Raw genomic sequence first — 19,384 nt, forward strand, 5'->3', positions numbered from 1 at the left:
AATAGCATGAAAAAACCAGGTTATTTGACGCATAGAAAATCACGAATCATCAAATAATGGCAGGGCCATCAATATGGAACTTTTGTCGTGTTTGCCGACCCGGGAGTCAGTTTTGTTTCTCTACACGAATAACGTAAACCACCAGGATTTAAGAGGTGCGCAATGAGTGCAACAGCATCGACAGCGCCGCAGAATAAATCACTCGAGTGGATGAACCGCCTTCGCGCGAATCCTAAAATCCCGTTGATCGTGGCAGGCGCTGCCGCAATTGCGATCCTTGTAGCGATGGTCCTGTGGGCGAAAAGCCCTGATTACCGGACGCTCTACAGCAACCTTTCCGATCAGGATGGCGGTGCCATCGTCACCCAGCTTACCCAGATGAACATCCCTTATCGCTTTGCCGATAATGGCGGTGCGCTGGAGGTCCCGGCTGATAAGGTGCACGAACTGCGTCTGCGTCTGGCTCAGCAGGGGCTGCCGAAGGGCGGTGCGGTTGGCTTTGAGCTGCTGGATCAGGAAAAATTCGGTATCAGCCAGTTCAGCGAGCAGGTGAACTACCAGCGTGCGCTGGAAGGTGAACTGGCCCGCACCATTGAAACATTAGGCCCGGTGAAGAGTGCCCGCGTGCACCTGGCGATGCCTAAACCTTCTTTATTTGTCCGCGAACAGAAATCACCTTCGGCTTCCGTTACCGTGAACCTTGAACCCGGCCGCGCGCTGGACGAAGGGCAAATCAGCGCGGTGACGCATCTCGTTTCCAGCGCCGTCGCCGGTCTGCCGCCGGGTAACGTGACGCTGGTTGACCAAAGCGGTCACCTGCTGACGCAGTCCAATACCGCCGGTCGCGATCTGAATGATGCGCAGCTGAAGTATGCCGCCGATGTCGAAAGCCGACTCCAGCGCCGTATTGAAGCCATCCTCGGCCCGGTCGTGGGTAACAGCAACGTGCACGCGCAGGTAACTGCACAGATCGACTTCGCGAACAAAGAACAAACTGAAGAGCAGTACAGCCCGAACGGCGATGCGGCTCAGGCGGTGATGCGTTCACGCCAGATCAATTCGAACGAGCAGGTCGGCGGTGCCTACCCGGGCGGCGTGCCGGGCGCGCTGTCTAACCAGCCTGCCCCGGCTAACGCGGCACCGATTTCTACGCCGCCGGCCAATCAGCAGAACGGTCAGCAAAATAATCAGCAGACCACCTCAACGACCAGTAACGCCGGTCCGCGCACCAGCAGCCGTAACGAAACCACGAACTACGAAGTGGATCGGACGATTCGCCACACTAAACTGAACGTGGGCGATATTCAGCGTCTTTCCGTTGCGGTAGTGGTGAACTACAAAACGCTGGCGGACGGCAAACCGCTGCCGTTGACTGCCGAGCAGATGAAGCAGATTGAAAACCTGACCCGTGAAGCGATGGGTTACTCCGAGAAGCGCGGCGATACCCTCAACGTGGTGAACTCACCGTTCAACTCGGTTGATGAGACCGGCGGTGAACTGCCGTTCTGGCAACAGCAGGCGTTTATCGACCAGCTGATGTCCGCAGGACGCTGGCTGCTGGTGCTGATTGTCGCGTGGCTGCTGTGGCGTAAGGGCGTTCGTCCGCAGCTCCAGCGCCGTGCTGAAGCCGAAAAAGCGGCTCGCGAACAGATGAACACGCGTCAGGAAACGGAAGAAGCGGTTGAAGTGCGCCTCAGCAAAGATGAACAGATACAGCAGCGTCGTGCTAACCAGCGCATGGGCGCTGAGGTCATGAGCCAGCGCATTCGCGAAATGTCAGATAACGATCCGCGCGTCGTGGCGCTGGTCATCCGCCAGTGGATGGGTAACGAACATGAGTAATACGCTTACGGGCACCGATAAAAGCGTCATCCTGCTGATGACCATTGGCGAAGATCGTGCGGCAGAGGTGTTTAAACACCTCTCCCAGCGAGAAGTGCAAATTCTCAGTGCGGCCATGGCAAACGTGCGTCAGATCTCCAACAAGCAGCTGACCGAAGTGCTGGCAGAGTTTGAACAGGAAGCTGAACAGTTTGCCGCGCTCAACATCAACGCCAACGACTACCTCCGCTCCGTGCTGGTCAAGGCGCTGGGCGAAGAGCGTGCCTCCAGCCTGCTGGAAGACATTCTGGAAACGCGCGATACCGCCAGCGGTATCGAAACGCTCAACTTTATGGAGCCGCAGAGCGCCGCCGACCTTATCCGCGACGAGCACCCGCAGATTATCGCCACCATCCTTGTCCACCTCAAACGTGGTCAGGCGGCCGATATTCTGGCCCTGTTCGAAGAGCGTCTGCGTCACGATGTGATGCTGCGTATCGCGACCTTCGGCGGCGTCCAGCCGGCCGCGCTGGCGGAGCTGACCGAAGTGCTGAACAACCTGCTCGACGGTCAGAACCTCAAGCGCAGCAAAATGGGCGGCGTGAGAACGGCGGCGGAAATCATCAACCTGATGAAAACGCAGCAGGAAGAGGCCGTCATTACGGCGGTTCGCGAATTCGACGGCGAGCTGGCACAGAAAATCATCGACGAGATGTTCCTGTTCGAAAACCTCGTCGAAGTGGACGACCGCAGCATCCAGCGCCTGCTCCAGGAGGTGGATTCCGAGTCGCTGCTTATCGCCCTCAAAGGCGCCGAGCAGCCGCTGCGCGAGAAGTTCCTGCGCAACATGTCTCAGCGTGCGGCCGATATCCTGCGCGACGACCTTGCCAACCGCGGCCCGGTTCGTCTGTCTCAGGTGGAAAACGAACAGAAAGCCATTCTGCTTATTGTTCGTCGTCTGGCGGAAACCGGCGAGATGGTGATTGGCAGCGGAGACGACACCTATGTCTAATGAGCTGCCCTGGAAGCGCTGGACGCCGGACGATCTGGCGCCTCCCCTCTCCGAGTTCACGCCGGCCGTCATCGCAACCGAAGAGCTTGACCCTGACGTCGAGCAGCCCGAGCTGACCGAAGAGGAGCAGCAGGCCCAGATGCTGGCGCAGCTGCAAATGCAGGCGCACGAGCAGGGCTATAACGCCGGTCTGAACGAAGGCCGCCAGAAAGGCCACGAGCAGGGGTATCAGGAAGGTCTGGCGAAAGGGTTAGAGCACGGTATCGATCAGGCGCGCCAGCAGCAGGCGCCGATCCATGCCCGCATGCAGCAGCTGGTCAGCGAGTTCCAGCACACCCTTGACGCGCTGGACAGCGTGATTGCCTCGCGACTGATGCAGATGGCGCTGGAAGCCGCGCGTCAGGTCATCGGCCAGACGCCCGTGGTGGATAACACCGCGCTTATCAAACAAATTCAGGGTCTGCTTCAGCAGGAGCCGCTGTTCAGCGGGAAACCTCAGCTGCGCGTCCATCCGGACGACCTGCAGCGCGTTGAAGAGAGCCTGGGCGCGACGCTTAACCTGCACGGCTGGCGTCTGCGCGGCGACCCGTCGCTACATCACGGCGGCTGCAAAGTCTCTGCCGATGAAGGTGACCTGGATGCCAGCGTCGCCACCCGCTGGCAGGAACTGTGCCGCCTGGCGGCACCGGGAGTCGTCTGATGACCGCGCGCCTCACCCGCTGGCTCACCACGCTCGACAACTTTGAGACGAAGATGGTGCAACTGCCATCTGTTCGTCGTTATGGGCGACTGACGCGCGCCACCGGCCTGGTTCTCGAAGCCACCGGCCTGCAGCTTCCGCTGGGCGCGACCTGCGTCATTGAGCGTCAGGATGGTCTGGAAACGCGTGAAGTTGAAAGCGAAGTGGTCGGATTTAACGGCCAGCGCCTGTTCCTGATGCCGCTTGAAGAGGTGGAAGGCATTCTGCCCGGCGCGCGCGTGTATGCCAAAAACATTTCTGGCGATGGGCTTCAAAGCGGGAAACAGCTGCCGCTCGGTCCTGCCCTGCTGGGCCGCGTGCTGGACGGCAGCGGGAAACCGCTCGACGGACTGCCCTCCCCGGACACCACCGAAACCGGCGCGCTGATCACCCAACCGTTCAACCCCCTGCAGCGTACCCCTATCGAGCATGTGCTGGATACCGGCGTGCGCCCGATTAACGCCCTGCTGACCGTGGGACGTGGACAACGTATGGGCCTGTTCGCCGGCTCAGGCGTAGGTAAATCCGTCCTGCTCGGCATGATGGCGCGCTATACCCAGGCCGACGTGATCGTCGTGGGGCTGATCGGCGAACGTGGTCGTGAAGTAAAAGACTTTATTGAAAATATTCTGGGTGCGGAAGGCCGCGCCCGCTCGGTGGTGATCGCCGCACCGGCAGACGTGTCGCCGCTGCTGCGCATGCAGGGTGCCGCGTATGCCACCCGTATCGCCGAAGATTTTCGTGACCGCGGCAAGCATGTGCTGCTGATCATGGATTCCCTGACCCGTTACGCGATGGCGCAGCGTGAAATCGCGCTGGCCATCGGTGAGCCACCGGCGACCAAAGGCTACCCGCCTTCGGTATTCGCCAAACTCCCTGCGCTGGTGGAACGCGCGGGGAACGGTATCAGCGGCGGCGGCTCCATCACCGCGTTCTATACGGTACTGACGGAAGGCGATGACCAGCAGGACCCGATTGCCGACTCCGCGCGCGCGATCCTTGACGGTCATATTGTGCTGTCGCGCCGTCTGGCCGAAGCCGGGCACTACCCGGCCATCGATATTGAAGCCTCTATCAGCCGCGCAATGACGGCGCTGATAACCGAGAAGCACTACGCCCGCGTGCGTAACTTCAAACAACTGCTTTCCAGCTTCCAGCGCAACCGCGATCTGGTCAGCGTGGGGGCGTATGCCAAAGGCAGCGACCCGATGCTCGACAAGGCGATTAGCCTGTGGCCGCAGCTGGAGGCATTTTTGCAACAAGGCATTTTTGAACGCGCCGACTGGGAAGATTCAATTCAGGCACTGGAGCTGATTTTCCCGCAGGTGTAACACAGGTGGAGGGCGAAGGTCATGGCGCAAAACAGCGCGTTATCAACGCTGAAAGATCTGGCTGAAAAAGAAGTTGATGATGCCGCATTGCAGCTAGGCGCAATGCGACGCGGGTGCCAGCAGGCTGAAGAACAGTTGAAGATGTTGATCGACTATCAGCATGAATATCGCACCAACCTCAATACCGATATGACACAGGGCATTGGCAGCCAGCGCTGGATTAACTATCAGCAGTTTATCCAGACGCTGGAGAAGGCGATAGATCAGCATCGCCAGCAGCTTAACCAGTGGACCCAGAAAGTCGATACCGCGCTGAATTTCTGGCGCGAGAAGAAGCAGCGACTGCAGGCCTGGCAGACTTTACAGGACAGACAGATCGCGGCAACGACCCTGGCGGAAAACCGTCTGGATCAGAAGAAAATGGATGAGTTTGCCCAGCGCGCATCAATGAGGAAACCGGAATGATCACACTGCAACAACTGCTGATGAGCGACAGCGACCTGTCAGGCGGCACGCAAACGGGGAAAGGCACCGACGGTGCACAGGACTTTCTCTCTCTGCTGGCGGGCGCCCTCTCGGACGCAACGGGCAAGGGCAAAGATGCGCCGCTGACCCTGGCTGATCTGAAAGCCGCCGGCAGTAAGCTGTCAAAAGTGGCTCAGGACGCCAAAGGGGATACCACCCTGCAGGCCAAAATTGCCGACCTGCTTTCGCGCCAGACCGCGCTGAACGGCGATGAAACGTCGCCCGTCACGTCGCTTGATACGCTGGTTTCCGGGCTGGTGCCGCTGTCCAAGGGCGACGCGCTGAAGACGCTCAATGCGGCGAACAGCAAAGATGACGGTAAAAGCGAGCTGAGCGAAGAAGAGCTGGCCGGATTAAGCGCCCTGATGGCGATGCTGCCGCACCAGCAGCAAACTACCGCCTCTCGCGCGGCAGGCAGCGAGGGCGTTTCCGCCACCTCAACGCGGAATTCCGCGACGCTTTCAAACGGTGCGGGCCAATCGTCCCTGAACGCGTCTGCGGGAAGCCACGATAAAGCGCAGAGTGCTACGCCTTATCAGAACCAGGTGAAAAATCACGAGCCGGCCCTGCAGGGCAACGCGCCTGCTACACCGGCCGTAGCCGCGGCGGCAGAGAAGCAGGAGCTCGCCAGTTCGTCCTCATCATCATCATCACCAACAGCTACTCTGGCACCGATTATGTCCAGCCATGCGACCAGTCAGACGGCCGCCACCGTCGCCAGCGCGCCGGTATTAAGCCAGCCTCTGGGGACCCACGAATGGCAGCAGTCCCTGAGCCAGCACATCACCCTGTTCACTAAGCAGGGCCAGCAGACGGCAGAGCTGCGCCTGCACCCGGAAGATCTGGGTCAGGTGCAAATTTCGCTTAAGCTGGATGATAACCAGGCCCAGCTGCAGATGGTCTCTGCGCACAGCCATGTTCGTGCGGCACTGGAAGCCGCGCTGCCGGTACTGCGGACCTCACTGGCGGAAAACGGCATTCAGCTTGCGCAGAGCAGCGTCAGCAGCGAGAGCTTCGCCGGGCAGCAGCAGTCCTCGTCCCAGCAGCAGCACCAGGCTTCGCGTTCCGGCAACACCGGCGGTTTTAATGAAGAGAGCGATGAGCTACTGCCTGTTCCTGCCGCCCTGCAGTCCGCAGCGCGCGGTAACAGTGCCGTAGACATCTTCGCCTAAACGCCAGAGGTAGCGTGATTATCCCCGTCTTTTCCACGCTTTGACGACAGCAGGACACGGGATAATCACTTTATTAAGCTGTACCGAAACAGGAAGCTCGTATCAGATGACTGACTCCGCTATCACCAAAAAAAGTAAGCGTTCCATCTGGATCCCGCTGCTGGTGTTGATCACGCTCGCCGCCTGCGCTACCGCGGGCTATAGTTACTGGCGTATGCAGCAGGAACCGACCACCGCTGCAGCCAAAGCTGAAGCACCTCCTCCGCCGGCTCCAGTGTTCTTCCCGCTGGATACCTTCACCGTCAACCTGGGTGATGCGGATCGCGTGCTTTACGTTGGCATTACGCTGCGCCTGAAAGATGAAGCCACCCGTTCACGTCTGAACGATTACCTTCCTGAAGTGCGTAGCCGCCTTCTGCTGCTGTTCTCTCGTCAGGACGCTTCGGCGCTGGCTACCGATGTGGGTAAGCAAAAGCTGGTCGACGCCATTAAACAAACGCTGGCGACCCCGCTGGTAAACGGCCAACCTAAGCAGGAAGTCACTGACGTTCTGTATACAGCATTCATTCTGCGGTAACGACATGGGCGACAGTATTCTTTCTCAGGCAGAAATCGATGCGCTGCTCAACGGCGACAGCGATAACAATGATGATCCTAAACCGGGTATTGGCGGCGATAGCGATATTCGTCCCTATGACCCGAATACCCAGCGTCGCGTGGTACGTGAACGTCTGCAGGCGCTGGAGATCATTAACGAACGTTTTGCACGTCAGTTCCGTATGGGGCTGTTTAACCTGCTGCGTCGTAGCCCGGATATTACGGTGGGTGCGATCCGCATTCAGCCGTATCATGAGTTTGCCCGCAACCTGCCGGTGCCAACCAACCTTAACCTGATTCATCTGAAGCCGCTGCGCGGCACCGGTCTGGTGGTGTTTTCGCCAAGCCTGGTGTTCATCGCGGTGGATAACCTGTTCGGCGGCGACGGGCGTTTCCCGACCAAAGTAGAAGGTCGTGAATTCACCCATACCGAACAGCGCGTCATTAACCGCATGCTGAAGCTGGCGCTGGAATCTTACAGCGACGCGTGGAAAGCGATTAACCCGCTGGAAGTGGAGTACGTCCGTTCTGAGATGCAGGTGAAATTTACCAATATCACCACCTCCCCGAACGATATCGTCGTTAACACGCCGTTCCACGTGGAGATCGGTAACCTGACCGGCGAGTTCAACATCTGCCTGCCGTTCAGCATGATCGAACCGCTGCGCGAGCTGCTGGTGAACCCGCCGCTGGAGAACTCCCGCAACGAAGACCAGAACTGGCGTGAAAACCTGGTCCGCCAGGTCCAGCATTCGCAGCTTGAGCTGGTGGCGAGCTTCGCCGATATCCCGCTGCGGTTATCTCAGATCCTGAAATTACAACCCGGCGATGTTTTGCCGATAGAAAAACCCGACCGCATTATTGCCCATGTGGATGGTGTCCCCGTGCTGACAAGCCAGTACGGCACGATTAACGGTCAGTATGCGTTACGCGTTGAGCACTTGATCAACCCGATTTTGAATTCGCTGAATGAGGAACAGCCCAAATGAGTGACATGAACAATCCGTCCGATGAGAACAGCGGAGCACTGGACGATCTGTGGGCTGACGCGTTAAACGAGCAAAAAGCACCCCCGGCCAAAAGTGCAGCGGATGCCGTATTCCAGCAGCTCGGCGGCGGTGACGTCAGCGGCACGCTGCAGGACATCGACCTGATTATGGATATCCCGGTTAAGCTGACCGTTGAGCTGGGACGCACCCGCATGACCATTAAAGAGCTGCTGCGCCTGACGCAGGGTTCCGTGGTGGCCCTTGACGGTCTGGCCGGCGAGCCGCTGGATATTCTGATCAACGGTTATCTGATTGCCCAGGGTGAAGTGGTGGTGGTTGCCGATAAATACGGCGTACGCATCACCGACATCATTACCCCGTCTGAACGTATGCGTCGTCTGAGCCGTTAAGCATGAAAACCCAGGCAACAATATCACAGCCTTCTGCCGTTCCCGGCTCGCCTCTGCTCCAGGTGAGCGGGGCATTGTTCGGTATTATTGCCTTTATTCTTATCGCCGCCTGGCTGGCGAAGCGCTTTGGCCTGGCGGGTAAAACCGCCGGTGCTCGCGGCCTGAAGGTCAGCGCCAGCACCACGCTGGGACCACGCGAGCGCGTGGTCATCGTCGAGGTAGACGATGCGCGCCTGGTCCTGGGCGTCACGGCCTCAAACATCAGCGTATTACATAAGCTGCCGCCCGCCCCTGTTGTGGTGGACGAGCGCGCAGACGCCCCTGCGGATTTTCAGTCCGTCATGAAGAGTTTGCTTAAGCGTTCCGGGAGATCCTGATGCGCCGTTTGTTATCCCTGACGCTTGCGGGCGTTGGCCTGTTTGCTCCCGCGGTCTATGCACAGCTGCCCGGTCTGGTCTCCACCCCTCTCGCGGGCGGCGGACAAAGCTGGTCGCTTCCGGTGCAGACGCTGGTGTTCATCACCTCGCTGACGTTTATTCCGGCCATCCTGCTGATGATGACCAGCTTCACCCGCATCATCATCGTCTTTGGTCTGCTGCGAAACGCGCTGGGAACCCCTTCCGCGCCGCCAAACCAGGTTCTGCTGGGGCTGGCGCTGTTTTTGACCTTTTTCATTATGTCGCCGGTTATCGACAAGATTTATACCGACGCTTACCAGCCGTTCAGCGAAGACAAAATCTCCATGCAGGAGGCGCTGGATAAAGGCGCGCAGCCGCTGCGGGAATTTATGCTACGCCAGACGCGCGAAGCCGACCTTGCCCTCTTTGCCCGCCTGTCCAACACCGGCGAGATGCAGGGACCGGAAGCGGTGCCAATGCGTATTCTTCTGCCTGCCTATGTCACCAGCGAGCTGAAAACCGCGTTCCAGATTGGCTTTACCATCTTTATTCCGTTCCTGATTATCGACCTGGTGATCGCCAGCGTCCTGATGGCGCTCGGGATGATGATGGTGCCGCCCGCGACCATTGCCCTGCCCTTTAAGATCATGCTCTTTGTACTGGTCGACGGCTGGCAGCTGCTGGTCAGTTCGCTGGCGCAGAGTTTCTACAGTTAAGGAACGGCAATGACACCCGAATCGGTCATGATGATGGGCACGGAAGCGATGAAAATCGCAATTGCCGTTGCCGCGCCGCTGCTGCTTGTCGCGCTGGTTACCGGTCTGATTATCAGTATCCTGCAGGCCGCCACGCAGATTAACGAAATGACGCTGTCGTTCATCCCGAAAATCATTGCCGTGTTCGTGGCGATTATCGTGGCCGGGCCGTGGATGCTGAACCTGTTGCTGGACTATATGCGCAACCTGTTTACCAATCTGCCGTACATCATCGGCTGACCTGACGATGCTGCACTTCACCAGCGACCAGTGGGTTCAGTGGCTCGGCGTCTATTTCTGGCCGATGCTGCGCATCATGGCGCTGATATCCACCGCCCCGATTCTCAGTGAGAAATCGATACCCAAGCGCGTCAAGGTGGGGCTGGGCATCATCATCTCCATTATCGTCGCGCCCTCTCTTCCCCCCGTGGATATTCCGATCTTCTCGGCGAACGCGGTGTGGGTGGCCCTGCAGCAGGTGATGATTGGCGTCGCCGTCGGCTTTACCATGCAGCTCGCCTTTGCCGCGGTGCGTACCGCAGGGGAACTGATCGGCCTGCAGATGGGGCTATCGTTCGCCACGTTTGTTGACCCTGGCAGTCATCTCAACATGCCCGTGCTGGCGCGTATTATCGATCTGCTCGCCATGCTGCTGTTCCTGTCGTTCAACGGCCATCTCTGGCTTATCTCCATGCTGGTGGATACGTTCCATACGCTGCCGATTGGCGAAAATCCGGTGAACAGCAACGCTTTCCTCGCGCTTACCCGCGCTGCGGGGCTGATTTTCCTCAACGGGCTGATGCTGGCGCTGCCGATCATCACCCTGCTGCTGACCGTCAACCTGGCGTTAGGTTTACTCAACCGAATGGCGCCGCAGCTTTCGGTGTTTGTCATTGGTTTTCCGCTGACGCTGACGGTTGGGATTTTATTAATGTCATTACTGATGCCACTTATCGCTCCCTTCTGTGAACATTTATTCGGCGAGATATTCAACCTGTTAGCGGATATTGTCAGCGAGCTGCCACGTAAATAATAGCCCTCACTGTTGCTATTGTCTTTCTGAGGATATTCCTAAAATAAAACGCGTAAAACATCTTCCAGGATATATCTGACGCGGTTTAATTGTTTCTAACCATCTCACAATACTTAATATTTACTTTACTTTAAGAAGATTCCTGGCAAATTATACGTAACTTTACGGGATAGTGAGTCCGCCTGAAAGTCTTTGTCATGCTCACAGGTTTATTATTTTTTTCCATCCCGTATGGCTGTTTTGAGCTCTCAGGCAGATGGTGAATTATCGTTACGCATTGAGTGAGGGTATGCCATGTCAACGATCATTATGGATTTATGCAGCTACACCCGGCTAGGGTTAACCGGGTACCTGGCAAGCAGAGGGGTAAGAAAGAGAGACATCAACGATGCACACACCGTTGACGAACTCGCAGCCGCTTGTGACGAACTAAAACCAGGCGTGGTGTTTATTAATGAGGACTGTTTCATTCACGATCCAGCCAACAGTCAGCACATTAAGCAAATCATTAATCAGCATCCAAAAACCCTGTTTATTGTTTTTATGGCGATCGCGAATATCCATTTCGATGAGTATTTGTTGGTCCGTAAAAATTTATTGATCAGTTCTAAATCGATTAAACCCGAGTCGCTGGATGACATTCTGGGTGATTATTTGAATAAAGAAGTTAAAAATGTAGGAGCGGTTAACTTACCCACCCTATCATTAAGCAGGACTGAATCAAGTATGCTGCGAATGTGGATGGCGGGACAAGGAACTATTCAGATCTCTGACCAGATGAATATTAAAGCGAAAACCGTTTCGTCACACAAAGGAAATATTAAAAGGAAAATTAAAACGCATAATAAGCAAGTGATCTACCACGTGGTACGCCTGACCGATAATGTGACGAACGGGATTTTCGTCAACATGCGTTAGTCGCTTAAGACCTGTGCACCCTACCTTTGATCTCTGGCCTGGCCAGAGATTTTTGCTTCTGGAAAGGTTGTCGGGCACGCGCTGTGCTACCCGACGCCGTGTTACTCCGCCTTCTCGACAAAAATGCCGTCCGGATGCCCCAGTTCGTTAAAAAACCAGATGCCGAGCGGGTAGTCTTCAAGCGATACCAGGTACATTGTGCCTTCGCTAAACTCTTCAATTGCCAGCACCACACCCGGGCGGCGCGGCCCACCGTCCGTTTTAACGGTTACCCGATCGTTGACCTTCATACATTCCTCCTCTGGTTTTGAGCCAGTGTAGAACAAAACGCAAAAACGCACATCGCCGCCCGGCGTGATTGGCGTTTTTATACACAGTCTATACTTACCGTTGGACACGGCTGAAAGAGGAACCCCGTAATGAAGACCGATAAAGAGTACAGCGACACCATCAAGCGCGAAGTCGAGGTGGATGTCGATGCCCTGCTGGCCGCCATCAATGAGATCAGTGAGTCAGAAGTCCGCCGGTCGGACGACAATTCGGACCGCGTCATTGTCAACGGAAGGGATTATCACACCTATCGCGAGCTGGCGGAGGCCTTCGAGCTTGATATTCACGATTTTAGCGTGTCTGAAGCCAATCGGTAGGGCGAAAAAAATCCCGGCCATGGGGATGACCGGGATCAAAACTTGCTTATGCAAGAAGCACTTGAAAATTCGTTACACCAGGAAATCTGATGTACATGCCACACTATCCCCAACGAATTTGGCTGACAAGCATATATTCTTACGATGAATATAATATTTTTAACATAATGCTTTTTGTTATGAGCAATAACACACGCCGAATGCGGGTTTGCCAGGAGCATTCCTCTTTTCTCCGGTTTTCGCCTTCATTATTTTTTAGGAATTTTCTTAGAGCGAGACGCATCTGTTACCAGGAGTCGCTATGCCTTCACTGCGGGATACATTGCTGATTTTCTCTGACCTGGATGGTTCACTGCTGGATATTCACACCTATGAGTGGCAACCCGCCATGCCCTGGCTGGACAGGCTGCTGGATAATCAGGTTCCGGTTATTCTTTGCAGCAGCAAGACCGCGGCAGAGATGCTCGATCTCCAGCTGGATCTGGGGCTGGAAGGCTTGCCTTTTATTGCCGAGAACGGCGCGGTGATTCAGCCTGACGTGCGCTGGGATAAGGTTCAGCGCCAGATAAGGGGGATGACGCACCGGGATATTCGCCCGCGAATCGAACAAATTCGCCTGCTGACGGGCTATAAATTCACTACCTTTGACGACGTGGATGAGCACGTTATCAGCGAGTGGACCGGCCTGACGCGCTACCGTTCGGCGCTTGCCCGCAAGCATGAAGCGTCCGTCACGCTCATCTGGCGCGATACCGACGAGAAACTGGTCCAGTTTGAAGAGGAGCTGGTGAATGTCGGCCTGAAATGCCTGCAGGGCGCACGCTTCTGGCATGTTCTGGACGCCCGCTGCGGCAAAGACGTTGCGGTGAACTGGCTGATTGAGCAATACCGCGAGCTGGAAGAGATTGAACCCACCACGCTGGGGCTCGGCGACGGTCCCAATGATGCGCCGCTGCTCGACAGCGTTGACTTCGCGGTGGTGATTAAGGGCATTAACCGCCAGGGCATCACGCTACGGGACGATAACCCTGCCCGGGTTTATCACACCCGGCAGCCCGGCCCGGCGGGCTGGCAGGAGGGGCTGGATCACTTCCTCTCCTAATCCCGCCAGACGACCCGGTTACGCCCGCTCTGTTTGGCCTGATACAGCCGGACGTCCGCCACGGACTGCAGCTGTTCAAACTCGTAGTTACCCGCTTCATCCGCGCTGCTGACCCCCAGCGACGCGCTGACGCGCAGGGTCGTGCTCTTCTTCACCAGGATCTCCTTACTGTTGATCCGGCAGCGAATACGGTCCGCGACGCTTCTCGCCTCCTCCAGACCGATCCCCGGCAGGACGACGCAAAACTCTTCCCCGCCTACGCGCCCTGCCACATCATTCTTGCGTAACGCGCTGGCAATCAGCCCTGCCGTGTGGGAGAGCACTTTATCCCCGGCCTGATGGCCGAAGCGGTCGTTGATATTTTTAAAATGGTCGAGATCGATCTGAATCACCGAGAACGGCAGCGACTGCTGGCGACAGGTTTCCGCCAGCAATTTTGCGCGGTCGAACAGCGCGCCGCGATTATTCAGCCGGGTAAGCGGATCATGCCAGGCCTGCCACTGGAGCGAGTGCTGAAGCGTGTACATGTTACTCACCATGCGACGGATCACCAGCCACGAGATCAACAGCATGGCGGTAAAGAGCGCCCACATCAGCGCCAGCACGATACTGATGCTGCCGAAGTCGTCCTGTACCCCTTCGTGCAGGGTGTGGATCCGCAGGACAACGCCGTCGAAGTGATCGAGTCGTTCCCAGCTCACAAAACGGCTTCCGAGGCGGATCCCGCCGCCGGTGGCGTGCTCAATCGCCTGCGCAATCTGCGCCGTTTCGCGTTCGTCAAAATGGTTAACCGCGTTTTCCGTATGGGCAGAGGTGGCGATCATATTGAGCCGGGTATCGTACAGCTGATACTCCCCTTCCGTTCGGTCTTCCGTCGCATCGGCCAGCAGGCGCTGCATGGTGCCCAACGTAAAATCCATCGCCACGACGCCATACCAGTAATGATCGAAATAGATGGGGACGCTGGCGGTGATCATTCGTTCATCATTGGTCCAGGATGAGGGGGTGGAGATGAACCAGCGCACCGCGCGAGCGCGATTGTTCCGCTCTGACTGCTGGGTAAACCAGGACTGCGTGACAAGATGGTAATAGCGGGAGGTAATGTCGCCCGCCTGGTCCGGCGTATCGGTGGAAATGAAAAACCCGGCGCGGGAGACGTAGATCACGCGCGCTTCCGTTTGCGCTCTCGACGACGCCAGCCTGAGCAGATACCCCACTTCGAGCGTGGCAGAAATCTCGTGGCTGAGGCGTTCGGCGTCACGATTCAGAAACGTGGTTTTCTCGACGAAGGCATCCGAGACACCGTTAATGGGAAGGGTGCGTTTTTTATCAACGGCAAGCTGCCAGGTGGGGAGCATGCGGACTGAGCTAAAGCGTGACACCGCATTCTGAAGTACATCAAATGCCAGCGGCGTCTGGATCGCATCATGCATGCCCTGACGGAACAACAGCATCCTGTCGACGCTGTTCTGCAGCTGCCTGTCCAGCGAACTGGCGACCGTATCCAGATGGTTACGCTGGCTGGAGATGTACGCTTCTTCCAGTACCACCACTTCACGCCAGGTCAGTAGAGTCGAAAATACCAGAACAACCAGAAAACAGAGATTAACAATCAACCCCGGATTGCTACGCTTATGCAGCCATTGCAAAAAAGATTGTCTTACAACAAAGGTATCGCGCTGCACACACACTCCCTGATCGCTGCCTTACACCCGGTACTGGAGATAAAAACGCCCGGCAAAGCCGGGCGTTATGTGATTAAGCCTTGTCCCGCTGGTGCTGCCCGTCCCCCGGCTGAAGCTCATCTTCACGAAATGCTTCCCGCTTGATGCCATAGCCATCGTGCCACCGACATTCCACCATTCCGCTGGAATACCCGGTGACAATCATACGTGGGCCGCCCTTCTTAGGCTTAACTTCATCACTGACCAAAAAGACCATACCTGCCTCCTGTATCAGGGTGAAACTGTTTCAATTTAGACGAGGAATGGTCTTTTTGCATCCCATAACGGGTAACAATTAGTGCGACGTGCCGCGAATTTTTTCAACCAGCTTCACCGCCGCGACCACGATAGCGCCAATGATGAAGCCCAGCACCAGATTCAGCAGCGTGGGCAGAATCGCCGCGACAACGGCCCCCTGCGCCGAGGAAAAATGTTCGATAGCATGGTGCAGCGGCGCGATACCGTGCACCACGATCCCGCCGCCCACGAGGAACATCGCCAGCGTGCCCACCACCGACAAACTCTTCATCAGCCACGGAGCCAGCACCAGCAGGCTTTTGCCGATGCCTCTTGCCACCGCGCTCGATTTCTCCTCCAGCCAGTAGCCGATATCATCCAGCTTGACGATCAGTCCCACCAGGCCGTAGACGCCGACGGTGACCAGAATGGCGATACCGGAGAGGATCAGAACCTGATTCAGGAGCGGCGCGTCAGACACGATGCCCAGCGTAATGGCGACAATCTCTGCGGACAGGATAAAGTCGGTCCGAATAGCGCCTTTGACCTTATCGCGCTCGAAGGTTTTCGGATCCTGAGCGGCCAGCGCTTCAAGACGCTGCTGGCGCATCTCCGGCGTATCGCTCTGCTTGCGCGCGCTAAAGGAGTGCAGGACCTTCTCTACGCCCTCGAAGCAGAGAAACGCCCCGCCAATCATCAGCAGCGGCGTGATGGCCCAGGGAATAAACGCGCTGATCAGCAGCGCCAGCGGGACCAGAATCACCTTATTCAGGAAGGAGCCTTTTGCCACGCCCCACACCACCGGCAGTTCACGGTTAGCCCTTACCCCACTCACCTGCTGGGCGTTAAGCGATAAATCATCTCCCAGCACGCCTGCGGTTTTTTTCGCCGCCAGTTTCCCCATCACTGAAATGTCATCCAGTAAGGTCGCAATATCATCCAGCAATGTTAATAAGCTACTTCCTGCCAAAATCTTAATCCTTCATTTTTTGGTAATTAGGTGAATAGTATGGAGCAAAAGCGCAAACCCGGAAACACCCACCTCACGTCAACAAAAAATTCACATCTGCCACACAATTAAAGGGCTCGCCAGCGAGATAGTTTTCGCGTTTACTATCAGCGACCTTTTTATTTCGTCGTGAGGGATTATGCGTTTCCGGCAATTGCTACCGCTCATTGGGGCACTCTTTTCACTGTACATCATCTGGGGCTCAACCTACTTTGTCATTCGCATCGGCGTGGAAAGCTGGCCGCCACTGATGATGGCGGGCATCCGCTTTCTCTCGGCTGGCGTGCTGCTGCTGGCCTTCCTGCTGCTGCGCGGGCATAAGCTTCCCCCGCTGCGCCCGATGCTGAATGCCGCCCTAATCGGCCTGCTGCTGCTGGCGGTGGGAAATGGGTTTGTAACGATTGCCGAGCACCAGAACGTACCGTCCGGGATCGCCGCCGTGGTCGTTGCCACCGTACCGCTGTTTACCCTCTGCTTTAGCCGCCTTTTTGGTATCCGCACCCGCAAGCTGGAATGGCTGGGGATTGGTATTGGCCTTGCCGGCATCATTCTGCTGAACAGCGGCGGTAACCTGAGCGGGAATCCGTGGGGCGCAATCATCATCCTGATTGGCTCGATGAGCTGGGCGTTTGGTTCCGTCTACGGTTCGCGTATCGAACTGCCGACCGGCATGATGGCGGGCGCGATTGAGATGCTCGCCGCCGGGATTGTACTGCTGCTCGCCTCCACGCTGACGGGAGAAAAGCTGACGACCCTGCCGCCGCTGTCGGGCTTTCTGGCGGTAGGCTACCTGGCGCTGTTTGGTTCCATCATCGCCATTAACGCCTATATGTTCCTGATCCGCAATGTCTCGCCGGCAGTTGCCACCAGCTATGCCTACGTCAACCCGGTCGTGGCCGTGCTGCTCGGGACGGGATTGGGGGGAGAAACGCTCTCTTCCGTTGAATGGCTGGCATTAGGGGTGATTGTTTTTGCCGTCGTGCTGGTCACTCTGGGCAAATATTTACTGCCCGCAAAACCGGTGGTCACGCCTTGCGAGGTGGAGAAACCGTAAGCAGGTGAATACCCTGCGTGTCGATCTGCGCGGTCTGGCCGCCGCCGCAGATCCACTCCTCCAGCCGCTCGGTCAGATCGGTATCGTTCAGTTTTAATCTGCCTCTCAGCGCACACTCCCAGACGATCAGCACCCGCCAGCCCTGCGCAATCAGCGCGGTGAGATCCCGTCTGTCGCGCTCGACGTTCTTGCCAATTTTATCCAGCCAGAAATCGGTGCGCGTCGCGGGGACCTTAAACAGGTAGCAGTCGTGGTGATGCCAGAAACAGCCGTGGGTAAAGATGATGCACTGCCAGGCGTCGATGACGAAATCCGGGCGACCCGCAAGCGCGGGATCCTGCACGCGGAAATCAAACCCCGCCTGCGTCAGCAGCCCGGCCAGGCGCTTTTCGATGGCGGTGTTACGCGTGCCGATGGCACGCATATTTTTGCTGCGCGTGGCCTTATCGTGAACATCCGTCATTGACGGCCTCACCCTGACGGAGTGCCACCGCCTGTCTGATGCGCGAGGCCAGCAGTTTTGCCACGGCGGCGAACGCGGGAACCACCACCGAATTACCAAACTGGCGGTACGCCTGGGTATCCGAAACCGGAATGCGGAAGCGGTAACCCTGCGGGGTCTCAAATCCCATCAACCGGGCGCATTCCCGCGGCGTTAAGCGTCGCGGACGGTGACGCTGGTTGTGCGGATCGTCGAAATCTTTTTCACCCAGCGCCTTGTCCCAGCCTCTGTCGATCAGGATCTCTGCCCCATCCTTATAGTAGCGAGCGGACAACGTACGGGTCACGCTGTGCGGATCGTTGGGGTTTACCATCCCAAAACCGAAGCCGTTGCCCTTCGCCTGATGTTTCTTGGCATAGCGGTAGAGGTATTTCCACAGCACCGGGGTAAGGATAAATTTCGCGTCAACGACAGGTTCCAGCAGATCGGCAACGGTAGGACGACGCTCGGGATACAAAGACGGAATATCACGAAGGGTGAAATCCCCCTTGAGATTGAGGTCGCGGCGGAAACCCACCAGCACGATACGTTCGCGATGCTGGGGCAGGAAATGTTTCCCATCAATGATTTTAGGATCGTCCGCGCCCATGTCCTGCGAGTCGGCCACGTCATAACCCAGCTCATCCAGGGTCTGCATAATAATGCGGAAGGTTTTTCCGCCGTCGTGGCTCTTTAGATTTTTGACGTTTTCCAGCACAAAGATGGCCGGGCGACGGGCGTCAATAATGCGCGCCACATCAAAAAACAGCGTTCCCTGGGTATCGCAGGCAAAGCCGTGGGCACGTCCAAGGGCATTCTTTTTGGAGACACCGGCCAGCGAGAAGGGCTGACACGGGAAGCCGGCCAGCAGCACGTCATGCGCCGGGATCGTCTGGCGAATGTGCTCGGCGGCGTGTTCATCGCTCACGCCGCTTTTATGGCTCAGGGTGACATCGCGGATATCCGCGTTGAACTGGTGCTCGTGCGGATCGCAGTACCAGTTGGCCTTGTAGGTCCGGACGGCATGTTTGTTCCACTCGCTGGTAAACACGCACTGTCCGCCGATAGCTTCAAAACCGTGCCGGATGCCGCCGATACCGGCGAACAGATCGATAAAGCGGAAGGCGTAGTTCGGGTGCGCGGCAGGAGGACGCGGAAGCAGGTTTTGCAGATAACGAAACTCGCCTTCGCTCAAGCGACGCCCTGCGCGTTCGCTGGTCAGCAGACGCTTAAGGATCGCCGGGCTCCAGTGGCTCTCGCCGTGCGCCACCAGCAGATTGGCCAGCGTTTTAGCATCATAGATATCCAACAGCTGGCGCAGCAACGCCTGCACCGTTGCCGTTGATTTCTCAGCCTGCTCGGGCGCGGGCTCTGTCACTGATCGATTTTCCTGCATTCTTTTAACCGGAGAGTAAAGACTGGAAACAGAT

General features: G+C 57.1%; 22 protein-coding genes and 1 pseudogene. 17 read left to right on the forward strand and 6 right to left on the reverse strand.

Annotation, left to right across the window (positions count from 1 at the left end; translation table 11 throughout):
• Positions 1–162: 162 nt before the first annotated feature.
• From fliF to rcsA, 14 genes and pseudogenes are all read left to right on the forward strand, one after another.
• The gene (gene fliF, locus USF70_RS09515) at positions 163–1,842 is read left to right on the forward strand and encodes a flagellar basal-body MS-ring/collar protein FliF (RefSeq protein WP_101744601.1); all 1,680 of its coding nucleotides are present in this window, start codon (positions 163–165) and stop codon (positions 1,840–1,842) included.
• Positions 1,835–2,833 carry a flagellar motor switch protein FliG gene (gene fliG / locus USF70_RS09520; RefSeq protein WP_023312301.1) on the forward strand — a complete coding sequence of 333 codons (999 nt, stop codon included), beginning with the start codon at positions 1,835–1,837 and terminating at the stop codon, positions 2,831–2,833. The genes fliF and fliG overlap by 8 nt, the downstream gene beginning before the upstream one ends.
• A complete protein-coding gene (gene fliH, locus USF70_RS09525) occupies positions 2,826–3,533 on the forward strand; it encodes a flagellar assembly protein FliH (protein ID WP_023312302.1) in 708 nt (235 codons plus the stop codon). Before fliG ends, fliH begins: the two co-directional genes overlap by 8 nt.
• Positions 3,533–4,903 carry a flagellar protein export ATPase FliI gene (gene fliI / locus USF70_RS09530; RefSeq protein ID WP_320735564.1) on the forward strand — a complete coding sequence of 457 codons (1,371 nt, stop codon included), beginning with the start codon at positions 3,533–3,535 and terminating at the stop codon, positions 4,901–4,903. Before fliH ends, fliI begins: the two co-directional genes overlap by 1 nt.
• A 21-nt stretch (positions 4,904–4,924) precedes the next feature.
• Positions 4,925–5,368, forward strand: a complete 444-nt coding sequence (gene fliJ, locus USF70_RS09535; RefSeq protein WP_023312304.1) for a flagellar export protein FliJ — start codon at positions 4,925–4,927, stop codon at positions 5,366–5,368.
• Complete coding sequence (gene fliK, locus USF70_RS09540; RefSeq protein ID WP_320735565.1) at positions 5,365–6,600, forward strand: flagellar hook length control protein FliK; 1,236 nt, start codon at positions 5,365–5,367, stop codon at positions 6,598–6,600. Before fliJ ends, fliK begins: the two co-directional genes overlap by 4 nt.
• 106 nt (positions 6,601–6,706) lie before the next feature.
• On the forward strand, positions 6,707–7,177 hold the full coding sequence (fliL, locus tag USF70_RS09545) for a flagellar basal body-associated protein FliL (protein WP_023312306.1): 471 nt from the start codon (positions 6,707–6,709) through the stop codon (positions 7,175–7,177).
• 4 nt (positions 7,178–7,181) lie between these two features.
• Positions 7,182–8,186, forward strand: a complete 1,005-nt coding sequence (fliM, locus tag USF70_RS09550) for a flagellar motor switch protein FliM (protein WP_023336184.1) — start codon at positions 7,182–7,184, stop codon at positions 8,184–8,186.
• The gene (gene fliN, locus USF70_RS09555; RefSeq protein WP_023312308.1) at positions 8,183–8,596 is read left to right on the forward strand and encodes a flagellar motor switch protein FliN; all 414 of its coding nucleotides are present in this window, start codon (positions 8,183–8,185) and stop codon (positions 8,594–8,596) included. The genes fliM and fliN overlap by 4 nt, the downstream gene beginning before the upstream one ends.
• 2 nt (positions 8,597–8,598) lie before the next feature.
• Positions 8,599–8,973 carry a flagellar biosynthetic protein FliO gene (fliO, locus tag USF70_RS09560; RefSeq protein ID WP_023312309.1) on the forward strand — a complete coding sequence of 125 codons (375 nt, stop codon included), beginning with the start codon at positions 8,599–8,601 and terminating at the stop codon, positions 8,971–8,973.
• The gene (gene fliP, locus USF70_RS09565) at positions 8,973–9,710 is read left to right on the forward strand and encodes a flagellar type III secretion system pore protein FliP (RefSeq protein WP_033145903.1); all 738 of its coding nucleotides are present in this window, start codon (positions 8,973–8,975) and stop codon (positions 9,708–9,710) included. Before fliO ends, fliP begins: the two co-directional genes overlap by 1 nt.
• Positions 9,711–9,719: 9 nt before the next feature.
• The gene (gene fliQ, locus USF70_RS09570) at positions 9,720–9,989 is read left to right on the forward strand and encodes a flagellar biosynthesis protein FliQ (RefSeq protein ID WP_008500315.1); all 270 of its coding nucleotides are present in this window, start codon (positions 9,720–9,722) and stop codon (positions 9,987–9,989) included.
• Between the two features lie 7 nt (positions 9,990–9,996).
• Positions 9,997–10,789, forward strand: a pseudogene (gene fliR, locus USF70_RS09575) (flagellar biosynthetic protein FliR); the annotation flags it as partial.
• A gap of 287 nt (positions 10,790–11,076) precedes the next feature.
• Positions 11,077–11,700, forward strand: coding sequence for a transcriptional regulator RcsA (gene rcsA / locus USF70_RS09580; RefSeq protein WP_008500313.1), 624 nt, complete (start codon positions 11,077–11,079; stop codon positions 11,698–11,700).
• Positions 11,701–11,801: 101 nt separating this feature from the next.
• Here rcsA and dsrB read toward each other — a convergent pair whose 3' ends face one another.
• Positions 11,802–11,990 (reverse strand): protein DsrB, encoded by a 189-nt coding sequence (gene dsrB, locus USF70_RS09585; RefSeq protein WP_013097741.1) that lies wholly within the window; start codon positions 11,988–11,990, stop codon positions 11,802–11,804.
• A gap of 129 nt (positions 11,991–12,119) precedes the next feature.
• Here dsrB and yodD point away from each other — a divergent pair, with 129 nt between their 5' ends.
• Both yodD and USF70_RS09595 read left to right on the forward strand, forming a co-directional pair.
• Positions 12,120–12,347 carry a YodD family peroxide/acid resistance protein gene (yodD, locus tag USF70_RS09590; RefSeq protein ID WP_008500310.1) on the forward strand — a complete coding sequence of 76 codons (228 nt, stop codon included), beginning with the start codon at positions 12,120–12,122 and terminating at the stop codon, positions 12,345–12,347.
• 301 nt (positions 12,348–12,648) lie between these two features.
• A complete protein-coding gene (locus USF70_RS09595) occupies positions 12,649–13,449 on the forward strand; it encodes a mannosyl-3-phosphoglycerate phosphatase-related protein (RefSeq protein WP_320735566.1) in 801 nt (266 codons plus the stop codon).
• On the opposite strand, the gene dgcQ is transcribed toward USF70_RS09595, so the two are convergent.
• The 3 genes from dgcQ to USF70_RS09610 form a co-directional block, all read right to left on the reverse strand.
• A complete protein-coding gene (dgcQ, locus tag USF70_RS09600; RefSeq protein WP_064672749.1) occupies positions 13,446–15,134 on the reverse strand; it encodes a cellulose biosynthesis regulator diguanylate cyclase DgcQ in 1,689 nt (562 codons plus the stop codon). The genes USF70_RS09595 and dgcQ overlap by 4 nt on opposite strands.
• A 73-nt stretch (positions 15,135–15,207) precedes the next feature.
• The gene (locus tag USF70_RS09605) at positions 15,208–15,390 is read right to left on the reverse strand and encodes a YodC family protein (RefSeq protein WP_023312315.1); all 183 of its coding nucleotides are present in this window, start codon (positions 15,388–15,390) and stop codon (positions 15,208–15,210) included.
• 78 nt (positions 15,391–15,468) lie between these two features.
• On the reverse strand, positions 15,469–16,380 hold the full coding sequence (locus USF70_RS09610; RefSeq protein WP_032658668.1) for a DUF808 domain-containing protein: 912 nt from the start codon (positions 16,378–16,380) through the stop codon (positions 15,469–15,471).
• Between the two features lie 178 nt (positions 16,381–16,558).
• Here USF70_RS09610 and yedA point away from each other — a divergent pair, with 178 nt between their 5' ends.
• Entirely contained in the window at positions 16,559–17,473 is a 915-nt protein-coding gene (gene yedA, locus USF70_RS09615) for a drug/metabolite exporter YedA (protein ID WP_033145907.1), read from the forward strand.
• Here the strand turns inward: yedA and USF70_RS09620 are convergent.
• Both USF70_RS09620 and USF70_RS09625 read right to left on the reverse strand, forming a co-directional pair.
• A complete protein-coding gene (locus USF70_RS09620) occupies positions 17,445–17,936 on the reverse strand; it encodes a very short patch repair endonuclease (protein WP_039263787.1) in 492 nt (163 codons plus the stop codon). The two genes, yedA and USF70_RS09620, sit on opposite strands and share 29 nt — an antisense overlap.
• Positions 17,917–19,332 (reverse strand): DNA cytosine methyltransferase, encoded by a 1,416-nt coding sequence (locus USF70_RS09625; protein ID WP_039263788.1) that lies wholly within the window; start codon positions 19,330–19,332, stop codon positions 17,917–17,919. Before USF70_RS09625 ends, USF70_RS09620 begins: the two co-directional genes overlap by 20 nt.
• Positions 19,333–19,384: the final 52 nt, after the last annotated feature.

This window comes from Enterobacter sp. 237C8, assembly GCF_034106865.1.
GTDB classification, from domain to species: domain Bacteria; phylum Pseudomonadota; class Gammaproteobacteria; order Enterobacterales; family Enterobacteriaceae; genus Enterobacter; species Enterobacter asburiae_B.